We start from the raw sequence: 17,440 nt of genomic DNA on the forward strand, positions 1-17,440 counted from the left end.
GAAGGGAGACACGGCCGTTCAGCCGGGCCGCGATGATCGGCGTTGCGGTCCTGGTCGGCTTTTTCCGGGGCGCGCGCACGAAAGCCCGCCCTCAGGTGTGCGGCAGGAACGGCGTCAGCTCGCTCTCCAGCCGCGGGCGATCCAACAGTCCGAGCTTCACCGGGACGTCGTAGAGGCGTCCGGGGCCGAAGCGGCGATAGAAATGCCGCAAGCCGGGAACGAGCACCCTGACGACGGGGACCTCGACGTCGGGCCGGGTCTGGTCGAGCACGAGGAAATCATATCCCGCGCGGACCGCGATCTCGACGCAGGCATTGACCTGGTCGCGCGTGTTGTCGTGAACCGCGAGGCCCGGCGCCGGAGGGACGACCGGATCGTCGCTGGGAATCAGGAACGGATGATCGTCGAGCCGCAGCGGCGTGACACCGTCGAGCGACGGCTTCTCGCCGCTGCCGCCGCCCATCAGGCCGATCGACATGAACTGGGTCAGCTCGGTGAGGGAGCGCAACAGCGCGATGCGGCGATCGAAATGCGAACCGGACCCGAACTCGATGTTCTCGTGCCCGTTCTGCATCCAGTGCATGATCGCGACGTAGGAGGGAATGCCGAGATCGGTGGTGATGTCGAGCACCCAGAGCCGGCGCCCCGCGTCGGCGAACTGGCGCTGCAGATCCCGCACGTAGGAATCCTCGAATTGCGACAGATCGACTTCGGCGCGCCGGACGCGATTGTACCACCAGATCGCATAGGCATCGCGTTCGACCAGTTCGAGGAAGCCCTGGACGATGGCCTCCTCGCGGGTGTTGCCGGCCGCGCATCCGTTCGAATCGGTGTGGAAGCCGCCATAGAAGAAATACAGAAGGCCGGTCGGAAGATACCTGAACCGCTGGTCGCGCAACGACCAGACCGGCGACCACTCGGTCCGCGACGAGGGATCGAACGGCTCGGGCACCGGATGCGAATCGTCGGCCTGCGGAACGTGCCTGTTCTGAAACTGCGTCTCGCTGAAGAACTGGACGTCGTTGGGAAGCAGCGCGTCGCCGGGCGCGAAATCGGCAAAGCGGCGCGTGGTCCTGATCTCGTCGCCCTGGAAGATGCCCGAGTAGCGCTCGATCGCCTCCATCAGCGCGCTGGCCTCGCCTTGTTCAGCCGTGGAGCCCTTGCCGAAGCTGCCGCCGCTGAGGCCCGACCTGAGCTGGTCGACGTTCCAGGCCGGCGCGGAGAAATTGTGGTAGGCGAAGAAATTGGTGTTCATCGGCAGGTCGGCCTCGATCCGCTCGAGCCGCGAGACCACGCCGGTGAGCGGGCTGACGTGCCTGCGGAATCGCGCCACGGTGGCCCGCGATGTCACGGTGCGGTATCCGCCGCTGGTCATGACGAGCTTCCTGCCCTCGGCGATCTCGACCGGCACCGGCGTTCGTCGCGGATTGCGCAGCTTCTTGCTGCCGCAGGTCCGGCATTGCGGACGCTTCGCGACGAAATGCTTGGCGATGGCGGCGCCGGTCAGGTCGAAGCTTGCGATGTGATCGCCGAGATCGGTGCGAAATCCCGACGCGATCGCCTTGGCGATTTCGACGGCCGCGAAGTGGATCGCGGTCTGCCCGACGGGGTCGCTGACCAGCGGCGACGTCGTGACCGCTTGCGCCGAGCCGCGCTGGAGAAATCCCTTGATCTCGCGATTGCGGATCATGCGATCGAACAGGCAGGTCCAGCAGGCGCTCTCGCCCGGCTTGAACACGGGCCCCACCAGCGGAAACACGCCGGATGGCTGCACCAGCAGCCAGGGCGTGTCCTCGGCCACGCGCGCCTCGTTCAGTTCGGCGAGCCGTCCCTCGAGATAGTCGTTCACGAGCGTGATGACGAGCCTGGGCGATCGCGTGGTGACGTGCACCCCGAGCTTGCCCAGCGCCGCGCTGAGCTCGCTCGCGCCCTTGACGTCGATCGATTCCACCCGCACGGGCCAATCGCGGAGGTTTTCTTCGGCCTCCTGCGGCGGCAGGCCGAGGCTTGCCCAATATCCGTCGACGGCGCCGGTGTAGGCCTGCGATGGCGCGCTGACGACGTAGCGTCGCTCCAGCAATCGTTTGATCGCTTCCTCGATCTCGGCCGCGGGAAAATTCCGCGCAAGCTGGCTGACGATCTCCGGCGCAGCCTTTCCGTTTTTTCCGATCGCGCTCGCCACGGCGCAATAGAGGTCGCCGTGCAGGAAGAACTTGCGGCTCTCGGAATAGAGACAGACCACGTTGGGAGGGAGCAGATAGACGGTGAAGTTCGGCGCGAAGCGCAGGATGCCCTTCCGGGGTGCCTTGCGTGTCTGCTTCGTGGCGCGGCTCTTTCGCTTGACTGTCATCGGGCCAGCACGCTGATCCTGTTCCCGTCATTCCGATTGCCGGCGCGCGACGAACGCATGGCCGGTCCGGATCGTGCCGGGCTCGACCGCAGGCTTCCCTGGCACGAGTTGGAACACACCCGCCCGCCATCGGCAAGCCGACTGAAGCGCGATGCGAGCGCGACGAAGCGTGATCGGCTTTGGTGGTTGCCTGTTCGGGCGTGGCGAAGCGATCGTTGCGACGCACGCAGCAAATTGGCCGGGCGGCTTGCGAGCCCGGCCAACGAATTCCCGAACTGTCGGTGTCCGGCGCAGAGAGCGCTGACTCCTAGCACCAGCGGCAGCGGCCCCACGATGCACAGCAACCCGTGCAGGCCACCGGCCAGGGGACGCCGATCCAGCCGACGCCGCAGCCACCGCAACCGACGCCGCAGCGACAGGCTCTGCAGCCTGCGCAGCCTCTGCAGCCGCCGCAACCTCTGCAGCCGCCACAGCCTCTGGCGCCGCCGCAGCCATGGCAACCGCCGCATCCTCGCGCGAGCAGCACGCCGCTGAATCCGGCTTCCTGATTGGCGAGATGGAAGGTGGCGAGGCTGACGTCAGCGAGTTCTTCTTCGCTGAGCGCGGTGAAATGGCCGGGCGTGTAGTTCGGTCTTTGTTGAAGTTCGCCGGTCGGCACCGCGGACGCTGCCGCGCTTCCCGCCAGCGAAAAAGTCAGTCCGGCGACTCCGAGTGCCGGGACTGCGGCTTTGGTCATTCGCTTCTTTTTCGAAGCTTGCTTCGTCCGCTGCATGGCCGCATCCTCCAAGGCTGGAAGAACGATCTTCTCCGATGATCCTACGCCGAGCGAACAACCTCGGCAAGATTCACGCGAACACGAAATGTTATGATCGCGTTCAAATTGCATTCATCTTCATGAACGACATCGCTACAAATTCTTGTCGATCACTTCGCGATGCGGTCATGATGCAGTGCGCAACCGTCTGTTCATTCGCACGGGAAGGCTAGCTTGGCCGATCAACACGGACGCTTCGTCTGGCAAGAATTGGTGACGACGGACATGCCGTCGGCGGCCGCGTTCTACGCTGCGGTCGTCGGCTGGACTGCGAAGGACGCATCGCGCGCGGAACTCGCCTACACGCTGCTGGCGGCGGGAGATGCGCCGGTCGCCGGCCTCATGGATCTTCCCGAAGAGGGCGTGCGCATGGGCGCAACGCCGCGATGGATCGGCTACGTCGCCGTCGATGACATCGATGCGCGCGCCGCGCAGATCCGCCGGCTTGGCGGCGCCGTGCTGGTGGCGCCGACCGACAGCAACATCGGCCGCATCGCGGTGGTGGCCGATCCGCAAGGCGCGACGTTCGCGCTGGTCAACGGGCTGATCTACGGCGGGTCGCAATCGTCCGCATCGGACGAGCCCGGACGCGTGGGCTGGCACGAATTGCTCGCCGAAGACCGAGGCAAGGTGTTTCCGTTTTACGGGAAGCTTCTCGGCTGGCGCCACGGCACCGCAGGTGCCGAGCCGGCGAGCGTGTACGAATTGTTCGCGGTGGCCGGGCAGACGATCGGCGGCATGCTCACCAAGCTGCCGAGCGTACCCCAGGCGTGCTGGCTGCATTACTTCAACGTCGCGGACGTCGGCGCGGCGGCAAGACAGGTCAATGCCGGCGGCGGACAGGTTCTGCTGGGGCCGATCGAACTGTCGGACGGTTGCTGGATCGTGCGATGTGCCGATCCCCAGGGCGCGCTGTTCGCGCTGCAGGGGGCGTGGGATCAGCAGGCCATCGCGGGATCCTCAGGCGCGGAAGTCCGCTGGTCCGCGAAATGGGGCGACATCGCATCCCGGGGCAGGGTGGTGCTGCACAAGATCAGGCGCTAACGGACGCGCGGACGGAGCACGGGCAGGAGTGCAGATTCCGTTTCGCGGCTAGCGTCCGACCTTGGCCGGATTCGCATGGGCCAGATTTGCAAGGCTCGCCGCCAGCTCGTCGCTCCGGAACGGCTTCGTCAGCCGCGACAGGTCCGGCGTAATGCCCTCGTTGTTGGCGTAGCCCGACACGACGAGAATCTGAATCTCCGGATACTGGCTGCGCAGCGCAAGGCCGAGATCGGTTCCGCTCATGCCCGGCATCAGATGGTCCGTGACCAAGAGGTTCGGCCGCAAGCCTTCCCTGACGCGCTGGAGCGCGTCTTCCGCCGAGCCGGCTTCGACGACCCGGTAGCCGAGCTCGTTCAGCATCTCGGCCGTGCTCATGCGGACCAGCGGTTCGTCATCCACCAGCAGCGCCGTGCCGGAGAGAAGCGGCTGCAGTTTCGGTTGCGGGGCAGCGTCGACCGGACTCACGACCGCGTGGCTGACCGGGAGCCATAATTCCACATTGGTCCCCGCTCCCACGGTGCTCTTGATCGTCAGCGCGCCGCCGAGCTGCGAGGCAAGGCCGTGAACCATCGAGAGGCCGAGACCCGTCCCTCGACCGACCCCCTTGGTCGAGAAGAACGGTTCGACGGCGTGAGCCAATGTGGTTTCGTCCATCCCGACGCCGGTATCGGCAACGGAGATGCAGACATAGGTGCCGGCCGCCAATTCCGACCTGTGCTCGCCGTCAATCGTCCGGGACTTGGCGGAGATGCACAGCTTGCCTCCGCTCGGCATCGCGTCGCGGGCATTCACGCTGAGGTTCAGGATCGCCATCTCGACCTGGTTGGGGTCGGCCATCGCTTCGGGAAGATCCGCAGGGGTGTCCACCGTCACCTGGATCTTCGGTCCCGTCGTGCTCGAGATCAGCTCGCCCATGTCGGTCACGAGCTGGCTGATGTTGACCGGCACCGCCTGAAGCGGCTGCCGCCGCGCAAAGGCGAGGAGGCGTTGCACGAGCGTCTTGGCGCGTTCCGCCGCCTGCGCGGCGCCGGCCACCAGGCGATGTTCGCGCTCGCCGCCGATGCCCTTGCGCTGGAACAGGTCGAGCAGCCCCACGATCGGCGTGAGCAGGTTGTTGAAATCGTGCGCGACGCCGCCCGTGAGTTGCCCCATGGCTTCCATCTTCTGGGCCTGGCGCAGCGCTTCCTCGGCTTGCGCGAGCCGCGCCTGTTCCTCCAGGCGCTCCGTCACGTCGCGGCCGGTGAGGAATGCGCCGATGCGCGAGCCGTCCGCGGCGCGCAGTGCCTCGAATTTCATTTCGTAGACCCGGCGGTCGAAGCTGGGATCGCCGAATTCCTCGATGTTGGTGAAGGCTTCGCCACCGAGCGCGCGGCCCCAGATCGCCGTCGCCGCAGTCAGATGCTCGGGCCGGTCGGCGAGGAATTCGTGCAGGGAATCTCCGACCTTCGGCCTCTTGCCGTAGATGCGCTCATAGGCGTCGGCGCAGGAGGCGTTGATCGCGAGCCAGCGATAGTCGAGATCGAGCGCCTGAATCTGCCCGTCGGTCGTCTCCACGATGGTGGCGAGCAGATGACGCTCCGCGGTGCGTTCGGCCACGCGCTGCTCCAGCGTCGTGGTCAACTCCCTGTAGCGCGCCTCGCTGGCCCGCAGCCGCGTCTCGCCCAGCACGCGCTCGGTCGTGTCGGACACGATGCAGAGCACGCCGCCGACCGATCCGTCGTCATCGGGCACGGCGGAGTAGGAGACGTCCCAATAGCTGGTCTCGCCGTAGCCATGACGTTCGATGTAGAAGGGGCGATCCTTGGCCGCGAAGGTCTTTCTGGTGTCGCGGACCCCGGCCAGCAGCGGTTCGAGATCGTCCCACAACTCGCCCCAGTTCTCGATCGCGGGGCGGCCGAGCGCACGGGGATGCTTGTTGCCGATGCCCGGCGCATAGGCGTCGTTGTAGAGCGCGACGAAATCCGGACCCCAGAACAGCACGATCTGCGCCTCGACGGCCAGCAGCATGCCCACCGTCGTCTGCAGAGCCCGGGACCAGGTCCGCGGGTGGCCGAGCGGTGAACCGGACCAGTCGAGGGTGCGCATCATCGCGCCGACGTCCCCGCCGCCGGCGAGGAAGCTCACATCAATCGACTGCCGAGCGACTTTCTCTGACAGCACCGGACCCCCGCGACGCATGACTTGGGCTCCGTGCCCATTCGAGCCCGGATTTCAAGGACTCGTACTCGAGGGCCATAACGCCGGATGAAGCCTCCGGTTCCATTCCGGTGGTGCGGCGCCGTGCTTGTGCTATTTTCGGGCCTCCGCAGAACGAGGCCGTCCATGCTCCCCATCCCCGCCGACATCTTCACCGAGCCCGACGACGTCTCGCCGGACGGGCTGGCGAATCTCGGGCCGCTGCGGCGGCTGGCCGGAGTCTGGCAGGCCGACAAGGGTATCGACATCAACCCGAAGGGCGAAGGCCCGGAGCGGCGGGTCTTCATCGAGCATATCCGGATGGACCCGATCGACCCCCAGGCCAACGGGCCGCAGCTCTTCTACGGGCTGCGCTATCACATCCACATCAACACGCCCGAGGAGGACATCACCTTCCACGATCAGGTCGGCTACTGGCTGTGGGAGCCCGCGACCGGGCTGATCATGCAGACGCTGGCGATCCCGCGCGGCCAGGTGCTGCTGGCCTCGGGCAAGGCCAAGCCCGACGACGCCAAGATCTCGGTCACGGCCAAGCGCGGCGAGACCAATTACGGGATCTGCTCGACCGACTTTCTGGAACAAGCCTTCCGCACCGACAGTTACCGCTGCGACATCACCTTCAACGAGGACGGCAGCTGGAGCTATCTGATCCAGACCGAGCTCTTCGTGAGAGGCGCCCCGTTCGATCATCACGACACCAACACGCTCAAGCGCGTCGCGCCGCCGAAGCTCAATCCGCTGGCGGCGATCCTGCAGGACCGCGCCAAGGGCGGCGGCACGGCGGCCTGAAGCGATCCGGAGATTTCCATGAAACCCTACGTCATCTGTCTGATGGCCTCCAGCGTGGACGGCCGTACGCATCACAGCCGCTGGCGGCCGAAGGGCGCCGGCTCGGAATGGTTCGAGAAGATCCATGACGAACTCGGCGGCGATGCCTGGCTGATCGGCCGTGTCACCGGCTCGGAATTCGCCAAGGGCAAGCCTTATCCCGCCGAAACGCGGGAGCGATTTCCGCGCGAGAACTGGTTCGCGCCCACTGCCAGGACGCCTGGCGTCAAGGCCTATGGCGTCGTGCTCGATGCGCACGGCAAGATCGGCTGGGGCCGCTCGGACATCGGCGGCGATCCGATCGTCGTGGTGCTGACCGAGGCGGTCTCGGATGCGCATCTCGCGGGCCTGCGCGGCGAAGGCGTGTCGTATGTGTTCGCCGGCAAGTCCGAGATCGATCTGGCGCTGACGCTCGAAATCCTCCATCGCGAGCTCGGCGTGAAGCGCCTGCTTCTGGAAGGCGGCGGCGCCGCCAATGGCGCGTTCCTGCGCGCCGGGCTCATCGACGAACTCGATCTGATCCTCTGTCCCGCGGTGGACGGCGCCAGGGGCGCGCCGATCGTATTCGATTCGACGGAGGCGGAGAGCGACCGGCGTGCGCCCGTCACGGCGATGACGCTGGAGAGCACGCGGCAGCTCGGCGGCGGCGTCCTGCTCCTGCGCTATCTGATCCGGAACGAACTCGCGGGCCAATGAAGCGCCGGCATGTCTGACAGGTCCGAGCATATCGTCGTGGTCGGCGCCGGCGCGGCCGGCCTGATGGCGGCACGCGAACTGGCGCGCGCCGGCAAGCGGGTCACCATCCTGGAGGCGCGCGATCGTTGCGGCGGGCGCATCCATCCGCTGCCTGCCGCGCAGTTTGGATACGCCGCCGATGGCGGTGCCGAGTTCGTGCACGGCGAGGCACCGGTCACGCGCGCCCTGCTGCACGAGGCGGGACTGTCGTTGCAGGCGATCGAAGGCACGCAGCGGAGCTTCGACGGCACCAAACTCCTGCGCGAAATCCATCATGATCCGCATGAGGCCGAGCTTCATGCCGCGCTGAACGATCTCAAGGACGATCTGACCGTCGCGGACTTCCTGCGCCGTCACTTCGCGGCGGACGAATACGCCCGCATGCGTCATTCCATCCGGCGCATGGTCGAGGGTTACGATGCCGCTGACCCCGAGCGCGCCTCGACGCTGGCGCTGCGCGAGGAATGGATGAATGGCGGCCACGGCATGCAGGCGCGCATCGTCGGCGGCTACGGCGCGCTCGTCGCGTTCCTGGCGGCGGAGTGCCGTGGTCATGGTGTTGCCATCCGCTTCGGCGCGGTGGTGTCCGCGATCGAGGCGGGCCGGGGCGCCGTCGTCCGCTGCACCGGCGGCGAGGTGTTCGCCTGCGACGACGTGATCCTCACCGTACCGCTGCCGTTGCTGCGCGAGATCGCGCTTCCGGAAGCCGTGCGCGAGAAGGCGTCGGCCGCCGATGACATCGGCTTCGGCAACGTCGTCAAGATCCTGTTGCGCTTCACGCGGCCATGGTGGCGCGACGGGGCGGCAGACCTCGACGATCTCACCTTCCTGTTGTCGGACGAGACGATCCCGGTGTGGTGGACGCAACGTCCTGCCGAGCATCCGGTGCTGACCGGCTGGTTCGGCGGCCCGCGGACGGCGGAGCTGTCGGGTCTCGACGCGCAGGACTTGGTCGATGCCGGCATCGATTCGCTTGCCGCAATGTTCGCCCGGCCGCGCGACGACATCGCCCGCAGCGTCGTCGCGGCCATCGCGGCCAACTGGGCCCGCGATCCCTTCGCTCGCGGCGCCTATTCCTGGGCGACGCCGCGGACGCGCGCGGCGCAAACGATCCTCGCGCGCGCCGATGGTCCGGTCCTCTTCTCCGGCGAAGCGCTCTATCGCGGCCGCGACATGGGCACGGTCGAGGCGGCGCTGGCGAGCGGGCTGGAGACGGCGGAGACGATCCTGCGGAGATAGCGCGCCTGACCGTCAGCGGCACGCGCAAAAAAGGCCCGCATCGCTGCGGGCCTTTTCGTCGCTTGGCGGGAGCGCATTCACCAGCGGTGACCGCCACCTCCGAAGCTGAAAGTCACGCCGGGGCCGCCGCCGCCGTAATAACCGTAGGGCCCGCCGCCATAATAGCGGTGCGGCCGCGGGTAGTAGCCGTAGCTGCGATAGTGCGGACGATAATAGCCGTGGTGGTGATGGCGCCAGTGATGGCGGTGTCCATGATGATGATGGCGCCTGTGCTGCGCGCTGATGTCGGTCGATCGGCTGCCCTGTACGTTGCCCTGCACGTTCTGCTTCGCGCCTGCCTTGCCGGCTGCGTGCGCCGTCGATCCGCCGGCGAGCGCCGCAGCGCCGACAGCCATCGCGACAAAGAGATACTTCATGTCATCACTCCAGTTGAGATGTCGTGTGACAACAGATGGGCGCATGGCACGTTCCGGAAAGCGCGGGCGTCGAAACGACGCAGTTATTGGTTCCGGATCGCGCGGATGTTCGTGAGGTCTATTGTCGCGCCGTCAGCACGATCACGGTGTCGCCATCACGTCGCCACAAGCGACGTGATCACATCGTGCGTCGTGACGATGCGCGCGAATTCGCCGTTGAGGTTCGACAGCGTCATCGCGTGGATTTCCTCGGCCGAATGCGTATCGCCGTCGGGGCCGACGCGATCGAATGTCCACGTTGCATCCCGCACCAGCCTTGCGTCGAAGCCGAGATTGCCGGCCATCCGCGTCGTCGTCTCGACGCAATGATTGGTGGTGGCACCGCAGATGACGACGGTGCCGATGCCGGCCGCGCGCAGCCGCTCATCGAGATCGGTGCCGATGAAGGCGCTGTTGACGCGCTTGACGATGACGGGCTCGCCGGGCCTTTCGCGCGCCTCGTCCTTGACCACGTAGCCGGTGCCCGACGGCAGGAAGGAAGAGCTCGGCCTGGTGCCTTCGTGCCGGATGTGGAAGATCGGCGCGCCGCTCGCCCTGAACGCGCCCAGCAGGTCGACGATGCGCGCGACCGCGTCCAGATTGTTGCGCCGTTTGCCTGCCGCCTCCCACTCGTCGAACGCGCGCTGGACGTCGATGACGACGAGGGCGGGGAGGGGGCTGGTCATGGCGCGGCCTTCGGACTTGCTTGCTGCGCCGAGTATGCGAGCCCTGGGAGGGCGCAAGCAATGCCAATCTTCCCTCGATTAGGGACGGCTCTCGCGCGTCGGGCGTAATGCAAGGCCTCTTCGACTCCATGCGAGTCCGCGCGGCATGGGTCCTGCGGAGCCGCGCGACGCGCTCCGCCGCGTCCGGGACGAAAGTTCGGGCTGGTGACGGATCATCGTCACGGATGCGGATCGGGAAAGCCGTGGCGTTCGGAGAGCGCGGCGAGGATCGCGTCCTTGTCGGCGATGAAGGCGCGGCCGCGGTGGCTGCCGGTCTGGTGCGGCGAGGCCGTCCCGTCCGCGAGCACGAGCAGGGGCAGCGACTGGTTCTCCGCGCCGACCAGCGCGACGACGGCCTGCCGCGGCAACGGCCACGCGATGCGCTCGACGTCGAGCCTTTCGGCGAGTGTGGGAAACGAGGCGAGCACGCCCTCGATCAGCGCGCAATGCCAGCAATAGAAACGGCGGCCGGGGAAGGCCGGGTCCTCGAAATCCGGTCGCAGCAGAAACAGCAGGTCGCGCGTCATGGATCGCTCCCGGGACATGGCCGCCTTGCTGAGGATCAAGACGGCAGGGACTGGCCGGCCTAGTATCGAGGCCCCAGATTGATGGGGGATCGTCGAAGTCGCGAAAGGACGCCATGCCGGGGCCGATCAGTCAACCACAGGCGCTCGCCGACGTGAGGACGCTTCCGGAGTTGTTGCGCTGGCGCGTCCGGGCGACGCCCGATGCGGAGGCCTATCGGCATTTCGATACGGCTGCCAAGCGCTGGGTCAGCCAGTCCTGGCAGGAGATCGATGCCGAGTTCGAAGGCTGGCGGCGCGCGCTGGCCGCCGAGGGCTTTGCGCCCGGTGAACGCGTCGCGATCCTGATGCCGAACGGCATTGCGGACATCGCGATGGACCAGGCGGCATTGTCGCGCGGCCTCGTGCCGGTGCCGATGCACGCCGTCGACAACCCCGACAGCATCGCCTACATCCTCGGCGATTCCGGTGCGCTCCTGTTGCTCGTGGACACGCTGGAGCGCTGGCAGGCGATCGTGGCCACCGGCCGGCCGCTGGGCAATCTCAAGCGCGTCGTCTGCGCGGACGCGAGCGGTCCGGCGCCGTCCGATGCACGGATCGTGGCGCTCGACCGCTGGCTCGCGGCCGCACCCGGCGCGTCGGCGCCGCTGCCCGACGTTGCGGTCGAACAGGACGATCTCGCGGCGATCGTCTACACGTCGGGGACCACCGGACGGCCGAAAGGCGTGATGCTGTCGCACCGCAACGTGGTCGCCAATGTGAAGGCGGTCGATCGGCGCCTCGCGGCGCTGCCAAGCGATGTGTTCCTGTCGTTCCTGCCGCTCTCGCACACTTTCGAGCGCACCGGCGGCTATTATTATCCGATCGCGGCGGGTGCCTGCGTCGCCTATGCGCGCTCGGTGCCTCAGCTCGCCGAGGATCTCAGGCATGTGCGGCCGACGGTGCTCAATTCGGTGCCGCGGATCTATGAGCGCATCCACGCGCTGATCATGCAGCATCGCGCGTCCGCCGGCAGCGTCGAACGCGCGCTGCTCGACCTCGCGATCGCCGTCGGCGGCCGGCGTTTCGATGCGCGGCAGGGACGCGGCACACTCTCGCTGCTCGACCGGCTGGCCTGGCCGCTGCTGAAGCGGCTCGTCGCCGACAAGGTGCTGGCGCAGTTCGGCGGCCGCCTGCGCATCGCGGTGTCCGGCGGCGCGCCGATCGCCGAGCCGGTCATCCGCCTGTTTCTCGCGCTCGGGCTCGACATCCTGCAGGGCTACGGCATGACCGAGACGTCGCCGGTGGTTTCGGTCAACACGCCCGAGGACAATGATCCGCGTTCGGTCGGCCGCGTGCTCGACGGCATCGAGGTCCGGCTCGGCGAGAACGACGAGCTTCAGGTGCGCGGGCCGAGCGTGATGCTCGGCTACTGGCACAAGCCGGACGAGACGCGCCGGGTCAAGGACGCCGACGGCTGGCTGCACACCGGCGATCAGGCCCGCATCGAGAACGGGCGCATCACCATCACCGGCCGCATCAAGGATATTCTCGTCACCTCGACCGGCGAGAAGATCGCGCCGGTCGATCTGGAGACCGCGATCCTCGCCGATCCCCTGTTCGAGCAGGCGCTGGTGGTCGGCGAGCAGCGCCCCTTCCTCACTGCGCTCGTGGTGCTCAACGCCAAGGCCTGGGTGGAAGAGAAGCAGCGGCTGACAGCGGCGGGCAAGCAGGGCGAGGCTGCGGAGCGCGCCGCGCTGCTGGCGCGGATCGCGGCCGCGGTTAAGGCCTATCCGTCCTACGCGACCCCGCGCGCGGTGTGGTGGACGCTGGAGCCCTGGACCATCGCCGCCGGCCTGCTCACGCCGACGCTGAAGAACAAGCGTCCCGCGCTCGAGCATCGCTTCGCGGCCGAGATCGAGCAGATCTATGCGAGGAAGCCGGCCGCGGCATCAAGGCCCGCGACCTGAGACGGCCCGTTACCTGAAGGGATCGTGGATCGAAGGCGTGGACTGGCGGATGCGGCGCACGCTCACCGGCGAGCCGTCGGACACGAACAGCAGCTCGTAGCGCCGGCCTTCGCTGTCGGTTGCCGAGCAGGTGATGTCCGAGACCTGCTTGGCGGCGAAGTTCCCGGTCTGCCGGCACCGTCCCGTGGACGTCTGCTCGGCGGGCACCGGCAGGCCGTCGACCCGGGGCCGGCTCTTGGAATTGAGCAGCATGCGGTCGATCGGCAATTCGTAGGAATTGTCGTCGGCCCGGGTGCCGTTCTCGCCCGAGAACGAGATGACATGGCTGTCGTCGCTGGGGTCGTCGATCGCCACGGCGAAGTTGACCCGGCCCTTGTCGGCGTGGGCGTAGGCCACCGTCTTGCAGCCGAAGGTGCGTCCGGCGACCTTGAGCGTCTTGCAGTGGCCCGACATCAGGGCCAGGAGGTCGATCAGGGAATTCTGCTGGGCCGGCGGATTATTGACCGGGAGGAAGGAAGAAGACTGGCCAAAACAAGGGGTTACGAGGGCAGTCAGGGATGCGGCGAGGACCAAACGGCAGAGGCTCATTGTCGGGCTCTTGTGCCAGGGGACCACGGAAAAGTTCCGTCCTACAACCATCGAACGCCGAATTGGTTGCGATCCCGTTTGTATTGTCAAATCCGACTGGAATACCACCGCGCCACCCGTCGGCGATTCGCCCAAATCGCCCCCATCCATCCTGGCAGGCACTTGCCGCCAAACCGATGTTTTTTTCGTGGCAGAGGCCGGTCGCTACCCCATCCCCGCCAGCCAGCGCGCATCGCGCAGGGAGGGGCGGCGGTGGAGACGGGTGTCGAGCAGTGCGCGGGCGCGCGGCAGATCGCCGCTCCGGATCAGCGCCACGATGAAGGTGTCCTCGACCAGCTCGCGCTGGGCATGGCTGCCGCCGATGCGCACGACCTCGCCGAGCACGGGCGCGAGCTCGCCGGCGCAAGCCCGATAGTCTTCATCCGCAAAGGCCGCCAGCGCGCGGCAGATCGCCGGTACGACCGGGCCGGCCGGCAGCTTGCCGTCGGCGAGCCGCTGCTCGATCACGGCAAGGCGCGCGGCCAGCGCCTCGCGGTTCTGCGTCGCGGCGGCGAACAGCGCCATGTGGACGTCGGCGAACGGCAGGCCTGATTTCGGAAACAGGCGCTGGGCGGTCGCGTCGGCTTCGGTCCACAGCGTTTTCGGCACGGCGTGGCCGTAGGCGGACAGGCGCCAGAGCAGCGAGGCGGCGTCGGTGACGACGTTCAGCGGCGGTGCCTGCGTGGCGGTCGGCTGCAGGACGTCGGCATAGATCGCGAGCGCGCGGGCCGCATCGCCGTGCTCCAGCGCGCCGAGCGCCTGGTGCCAAAGGATGTGGCCGTGCAGGATGCCGGCGCGGTCGTAGGACGGAATCCAGGCATCGACGAGACGATCGGCCTCGTCGATCGAGCCGTCCTCGAACATCGCATGCAGCACGGCGTGCGCGGCATGGGCGTTCTCGCGCCGCAGCGCGAAGCCGCGCTCGGTCACGCGGCGTCCGCGCGCGACGTCGCCGTTCTCGGTCATCGCCCAGCCGGACATGGTGAGGAACCACCAGTCCTCGCCGTAATGCGCCGCGACACGCTCGCACAGCTCGTGGCGGGCGCGGTCGTGATCGGCCATGCCGGAGAAGGCGAACAGGCCGAACGCACCGAGCGGCAACGACAGCACCACGGCGTCGCGCGGCCACGCATCGACATGCTTCAGCGTCGATGCCAGCGCCTCGGGCAGGCGTCCCTCGATCGCGAGCGCGAGCGTTTCGACATGCGAGCGCTCGCGCTCCGTGCCGCGCCTGGCGACGAACTCGCGCGCCGCGGCCGCCTTCTGTCGCGCCAGATCGCCCTGCTGGTAGAACGCATGCAGCCGCGCCCGCGCGATGTGAGGCAACGCGAAATCCGGATCGGCCGCGATCGCGCGCTCCTGCGCGTCCGTCGCACCGGTCCATCCCGCGAGCATGAGGTCGATACCCTCGCGATAGGCCGATGCCGCCTCATCCGAGGTGGTGGAGATCGGCAGGCCGTAGCGGTCCTCGCGTGCCATCGTCGTCTCCGCTGTCACGCCGTCCGCGCGCGGCGGCCCTCGATCGGATAGGCGGGGTCGTTGTAGCCCGGCGTCGAGGGATGTCCCGGCGTCACCAGGCGGTCGATCAGGGCTTCGTCCTCGGCGGTGAAGCGGTAGTCGAGCGCGCGGATGTAGTCATCCCATTGCTGCTCGGTGCGCGGGCCGGCGATCACCGAGCTGACGAAGGCCGAGTTCAGCACCCAGGCCACCGCGAACTGGCCGGCGGTGATGCCCTTGCTCTCGGCGTGGTGCTTGATCTCCTGCGCGAGCCGGAGCGATTCCGGCCGCCACTCGGTCTGCATCATGCGGGTGTCGTTGCGGCCGGCGCGCGTCTCCTTGTCCGGCGCCGCATCGGGCTTGTACTTGCCGGTGAGCACGCCGCGCGCCAGCGGGCTGTAGGACACGATGCCGAGACCGTAGTAGGTGCAGGCCGGGAAGTGCTCGACCTCGGGCATGCGGTTCATGGCGTTGTAATAGGGCTGGCTCACCGCCGGCCGGTCGATGCCGAGCCGGTCGCAGATGTTGCAGATCTCGGCGACGCGCCAGGCGCGATAGTTGGACAGGCCGAAATAGCGCACCTTGCCTGATCGGATCAGGTCGCCCATCGCGCGCACCGTCTCCTCCAGCGGCGTCGCGTGGTCTTCCTTGTGCAGATAGTAGATGTCGATGTGGTCGGTGCCGAGCCGCTTCAGGCTCTCGTCCGCCGCCTGCAACACCCAGCGCCGCGACAGCCCGCCGCGATTGGGATCGCTGCCCATGGGATTGGCGAGCTTCGTCGCGAGTACCCAGGCCTGCCGATTGTTGCCGATCGCGCGTCCCACCACCTCCTCGGATGCGCCTTTCGCATAGGCATCCGCGCTGTCGATGAAATTGACGCCGGCCTCCTGCGCCTTTGCGATGATCCGCTGCGAGGCGGCTTCGTCGGTCGGACCGCCGAACATCATGGTGCCCAGGCAGATCGGCGAAACCTTCAGGCCGCTGCGGCCGAGCTGGCGATATTTCATGTGGCTATTGTCCTGGGCGCTTCGATTGCACGCCAGCATAGCCGCCCGGTTTCGTCATTGCGAGCGCAGCGAAGCAATCCAGAGATGCGCGCGTGAAGGGATGCCGGATTGCTTCGCCGCGTGCGCAATGACGCGGAAGCTGGCGACAACATGCTCGACTGTCATCGCCCGACTTGATCGGGCGATCCGGTACGCCGAGGCGCCGGTGCTCGATCGAGAGGCCGCGGCTGACTGGATGCCCCGCCTTCGCTGGGAATAGAGAATGATGGCGCGTACCGCGGCCCCGCTGCTTGGCTAACCCGGTCCCTTCAGGATCTTGAACACGCCGTTCGCCATCACGATGCAGCGGTCGTCGACGGTGACCTCGGTGCTCATGAAGATCAGGCTGCGCGTCGAGCGGACCACGCGCGGGCGGGAGATCAGGATGTCGCCGATCTGGCCGGCCTCGACGAAATGGGTGTCGAGCTGCACCGTCGCCATGTACTCCTTGCCCGAGACGTAGCGGGCGGTCATGCCGCAGGTGCGGTCGGCGAACGTCATCATCACGCCGCCCTGGACCATGCCGCGGCGGTTGTGGTGCTTGTCCTCGGTGGCGAGCGCAAATTCGTAATGGCCGCCGACCTTGCGCTCCCACAAGGGGCCGATCAGGTGCATGAAGCCAGTGGTCTCCAGGATGGTCCAGCCGTCTGATTTGAGCCTTGCGGCGGCCTTGTTCGTCATCGTCCGGTCCATCCTTGCACGCGTCTCTCTCCACGTTTCATCAGGTGCGGTCCTGGTGTAGTCAAGCATCATGAGAGCTTTCGACGATGCCACCAGACGGAATATCGCAGAGGCCTGCGCGACATTCGCGCGGCTGCTGGACGAAGCCGGGCCATCAGCGCTGAAGCGCGCCGCGGTGGTGCTGGCGCTAACCGAATCCAGTGAAGGCGGCGACACCGCCTTCCTGCTCACCAAGCGCGCATCGAGCCTGCGTGCCCATCGCGGCCAATGGGCGCTTCCGGGCGGACGCTGCGATGCCGGCGAAACACCCGTCGAAGCCGCGCTGCGCGAACTCGAGGAAGAGCTCGCGCTCAAGCTCGGCGGCGACGCGGTGCTCGGCTTGCTCGACGACTATCCGACGCGCTCCGGCTATCTGATCACGCCGGTCGTGGTGTGGGCGGCCGACAGTGCGGCGATCCGGCCGAACCCGGACGAGGTCGCCTCGGTGCATCGCATCGGACTTGCGACGATCGAGCGCGAGGAGGCCTTCGACTTCGTTGCGATCCCGGAAAGCGCGCGCCGTGTGATCCGCTTCCATCACCAGATGAGCCTGATCCACGCGCCGACGGCCGCGCTCATCTATCAGTTCCGCGAGGTGCTGGCGGGACGGCACACCCGCGTCACCGACCTGGAACAGCCGGTGTTCGCCTGGAAGTGACGATGGTAAACGGCGCGTTAACGTGACGGTTAC

Annotated in this window: 16 protein-coding genes; 7 read left to right on the forward strand and 9 right to left on the reverse strand. The window is 67.3% G+C overall.

The window, feature by feature from the left end:
* Nucleotides 1–91 precede the first annotated feature (91 nt).
* Nucleotides 92–2,350: a TOMM precursor leader peptide-binding protein gene (locus QM712_RS14505; RefSeq protein WP_415023795.1), complete on the reverse strand. Its 2,259-nt coding sequence runs from the start codon at nt 2,348–2,350 to the stop codon at nt 92–94.
* A gap of 493 nt (nt 2,351–2,843) precedes the next feature.
* Between QM712_RS14505 and QM712_RS14510 the strand changes: the two genes are divergently transcribed.
* Nucleotides 2,844–3,164, forward strand: coding sequence for a hypothetical protein (locus QM712_RS14510; protein WP_415023796.1), 321 nt, complete (start codon nt 2,844–2,846; stop codon nt 3,162–3,164).
* Between the two features lie 174 nt (nt 3,165–3,338).
* The gene (locus QM712_RS14515; RefSeq protein WP_415023797.1) at nt 3,339–4,208 is read left to right on the forward strand and encodes a VOC family protein; all 870 of its coding nucleotides are present in this window, start codon (nt 3,339–3,341) and stop codon (nt 4,206–4,208) included.
* A gap of 48 nt (nt 4,209–4,256) precedes the next feature.
* Here the strand turns inward: QM712_RS14515 and QM712_RS14520 are convergent, their stop codons facing one another.
* On the reverse strand, nt 4,257–6,386 hold the full coding sequence (locus QM712_RS14520) for a PAS domain-containing protein (protein WP_415023798.1): 2,130 nt from the start codon (nt 6,384–6,386) through the stop codon (nt 4,257–4,259).
* A 144-nt stretch (nt 6,387–6,530) separates the two neighbouring features.
* Between QM712_RS14520 and QM712_RS14525 the strand changes: the two genes are divergently transcribed.
* Genes QM712_RS14525 through QM712_RS14535 form a run of 3 tightly spaced genes read left to right on the forward strand, consistent with a single transcriptional unit; the run spans nt 6,531 to nt 9,206 of the window.
* Nucleotides 6,531–7,193, forward strand: coding sequence for an FABP family protein (locus tag QM712_RS14525; RefSeq protein ID WP_415023799.1), 663 nt, complete (start codon nt 6,531–6,533; stop codon nt 7,191–7,193).
* A gap of 18 nt (nt 7,194–7,211) precedes the next feature.
* Nucleotides 7,212–7,928 carry a RibD family protein gene (locus QM712_RS14530; protein ID WP_415023800.1) on the forward strand — a complete coding sequence of 239 codons (717 nt, stop codon included), beginning with the start codon at nt 7,212–7,214 and terminating at the stop codon, nt 7,926–7,928.
* Nucleotides 7,929–7,937: 9 nt separating this feature from the next.
* Nucleotides 7,938–9,206 carry a flavin monoamine oxidase family protein gene (locus QM712_RS14535; RefSeq protein WP_415023801.1) on the forward strand — a complete coding sequence of 423 codons (1,269 nt, stop codon included), beginning with the start codon at nt 7,938–7,940 and terminating at the stop codon, nt 9,204–9,206.
* A gap of 77 nt (nt 9,207–9,283) precedes the next feature.
* Here the strand turns inward: QM712_RS14535 and QM712_RS14540 are convergent, their stop codons facing one another.
* The 3 genes from QM712_RS14540 to QM712_RS14550 all read right to left on the reverse strand — a co-directional run bounded on the left by QM712_RS14540 (nt 9,284) and on the right by QM712_RS14550 (nt 10,913).
* Entirely contained in the window at nt 9,284–9,622 is a 339-nt protein-coding gene (locus QM712_RS14540) for a hypothetical protein (RefSeq protein ID WP_415023802.1), read from the reverse strand.
* Nucleotides 9,623–9,777: 155 nt separating this feature from the next.
* Nucleotides 9,778–10,347 (reverse strand): cysteine hydrolase family protein, encoded by a 570-nt coding sequence (locus QM712_RS14545; protein WP_415023803.1) that lies wholly within the window; start codon nt 10,345–10,347, stop codon nt 9,778–9,780.
* Nucleotides 10,348–10,565: 218 nt separating this feature from the next.
* Nucleotides 10,566–10,913 carry a DUF3088 domain-containing protein gene (locus QM712_RS14550; protein WP_415023804.1) on the reverse strand — a complete coding sequence of 116 codons (348 nt, stop codon included), beginning with the start codon at nt 10,911–10,913 and terminating at the stop codon, nt 10,566–10,568.
* A 113-nt stretch (nt 10,914–11,026) separates the two neighbouring features.
* Between QM712_RS14550 and QM712_RS14555 the strand changes: the two genes are divergently transcribed.
* A complete protein-coding gene (locus tag QM712_RS14555; protein WP_415023805.1) occupies nt 11,027–12,859 on the forward strand; it encodes an AMP-dependent synthetase/ligase in 1,833 nt (610 codons plus the stop codon).
* A 9-nt stretch (nt 12,860–12,868) separates the two neighbouring features.
* Here QM712_RS14555 and QM712_RS14560 read toward each other — a convergent pair whose 3' ends face one another.
* The 4 genes from QM712_RS14560 to QM712_RS14575 form a co-directional block, all read right to left on the reverse strand.
* Nucleotides 12,869–13,447: a hypothetical protein gene (locus QM712_RS14560; RefSeq protein WP_415023806.1), complete on the reverse strand. Its 579-nt coding sequence runs from the start codon at nt 13,445–13,447 to the stop codon at nt 12,869–12,871.
* Nucleotides 13,448–13,651: 204 nt separating this feature from the next.
* Nucleotides 13,652–14,965 (reverse strand): tetratricopeptide repeat protein, encoded by a 1,314-nt coding sequence (locus tag QM712_RS14565; protein ID WP_415023807.1) that lies wholly within the window; start codon nt 14,963–14,965, stop codon nt 13,652–13,654.
* Nucleotides 14,966–14,979: 14 nt separating this feature from the next.
* Nucleotides 14,980–15,990 carry an aldo/keto reductase gene (locus tag QM712_RS14570; protein WP_415023808.1) on the reverse strand — a complete coding sequence of 337 codons (1,011 nt, stop codon included), beginning with the start codon at nt 15,988–15,990 and terminating at the stop codon, nt 14,980–14,982.
* A 294-nt stretch (nt 15,991–16,284) separates the two neighbouring features.
* Nucleotides 16,285–16,710 (reverse strand): PaaI family thioesterase, encoded by a 426-nt coding sequence (locus QM712_RS14575; protein ID WP_415023809.1) that lies wholly within the window; start codon nt 16,708–16,710, stop codon nt 16,285–16,287.
* Nucleotides 16,711–16,777: 67 nt separating this feature from the next.
* On the opposite strand from QM712_RS14575, the gene QM712_RS14580 reads away from it, so the two are divergent.
* The gene (locus tag QM712_RS14580; protein WP_415023829.1) at nt 16,778–17,407 is read left to right on the forward strand and encodes an NUDIX hydrolase; all 630 of its coding nucleotides are present in this window, start codon (nt 16,778–16,780) and stop codon (nt 17,405–17,407) included.
* The last annotated feature ends 33 nt before the right edge of the window (nt 17,408–17,440 follow it).

Origin of the sequence: Bradyrhizobium sp. (assembly GCF_047605465.1) — a bacterium.
Lineage (GTDB): Bacteria > Pseudomonadota > Alphaproteobacteria > Rhizobiales > Xanthobacteraceae > Bradyrhizobium.

Bases quoted from the DNA above. Each gene is read 5' to 3' on its own strand.
- QM712_RS14540 (WP_415023802.1), bottom strand. From the start codon at position 9,622: ATGAAGTATCTCTTTGTCGCGATGGCTGTCGGCGCTGCGGCGCTCGCC.
- QM712_RS14575 (WP_415023809.1), bottom strand. From the start codon at position 16,710: ATGACGAACAAGGCCGCCGCAAGGCTCAAATCAGACGGCTGGACCATC.
- QM712_RS14520 (WP_415023798.1), bottom strand. From the start codon at position 6,386: ATGCGTCGCGGGGGTCCGGTGCTGTCAGAGAAAGTCGCTCGGCAGTCG.
- QM712_RS14560 (WP_415023806.1), bottom strand. From the start codon at position 13,447: ATGAGCCTCTGCCGTTTGGTCCTCGCCGCATCCCTGACTGCCCTCGTA.
- QM712_RS14545 (WP_415023803.1), bottom strand. From the start codon at position 10,347: ATGACCAGCCCCCTCCCCGCCCTCGTCGTCATCGACGTCCAGCGCGCG.
- QM712_RS14555 (WP_415023805.1), top strand. From the start codon at position 11,027: ATGCCGGGGCCGATCAGTCAACCACAGGCGCTCGCCGACGTGAGGACG.
- QM712_RS14570 (WP_415023808.1), bottom strand. From the start codon at position 15,990: ATGAAATATCGCCAGCTCGGCCGCAGCGGCCTGAAGGTTTCGCCGATC.
- QM712_RS14550 (WP_415023804.1), bottom strand. From the start codon at position 10,913: ATGACGCGCGACCTGCTGTTTCTGCTGCGACCGGATTTCGAGGACCCG.
- QM712_RS14535 (WP_415023801.1), top strand. From the start codon at position 7,938: ATGTCTGACAGGTCCGAGCATATCGTCGTGGTCGGCGCCGGCGCGGCC.
- QM712_RS14525 (WP_415023799.1), top strand. From the start codon at position 6,531: ATGCTCCCCATCCCCGCCGACATCTTCACCGAGCCCGACGACGTCTCG.
- QM712_RS14530 (WP_415023800.1), top strand. From the start codon at position 7,212: ATGAAACCCTACGTCATCTGTCTGATGGCCTCCAGCGTGGACGGCCGT.
- QM712_RS14565 (WP_415023807.1), bottom strand. From the start codon at position 14,965: ATGGCACGCGAGGACCGCTACGGCCTGCCGATCTCCACCACCTCGGAT.
- QM712_RS14510 (WP_415023796.1), top strand. From the start codon at position 2,844: ATGGCAACCGCCGCATCCTCGCGCGAGCAGCACGCCGCTGAATCCGGC.
- QM712_RS14505 (WP_415023795.1), bottom strand. From the start codon at position 2,350: ATGACAGTCAAGCGAAAGAGCCGCGCCACGAAGCAGACACGCAAGGCA.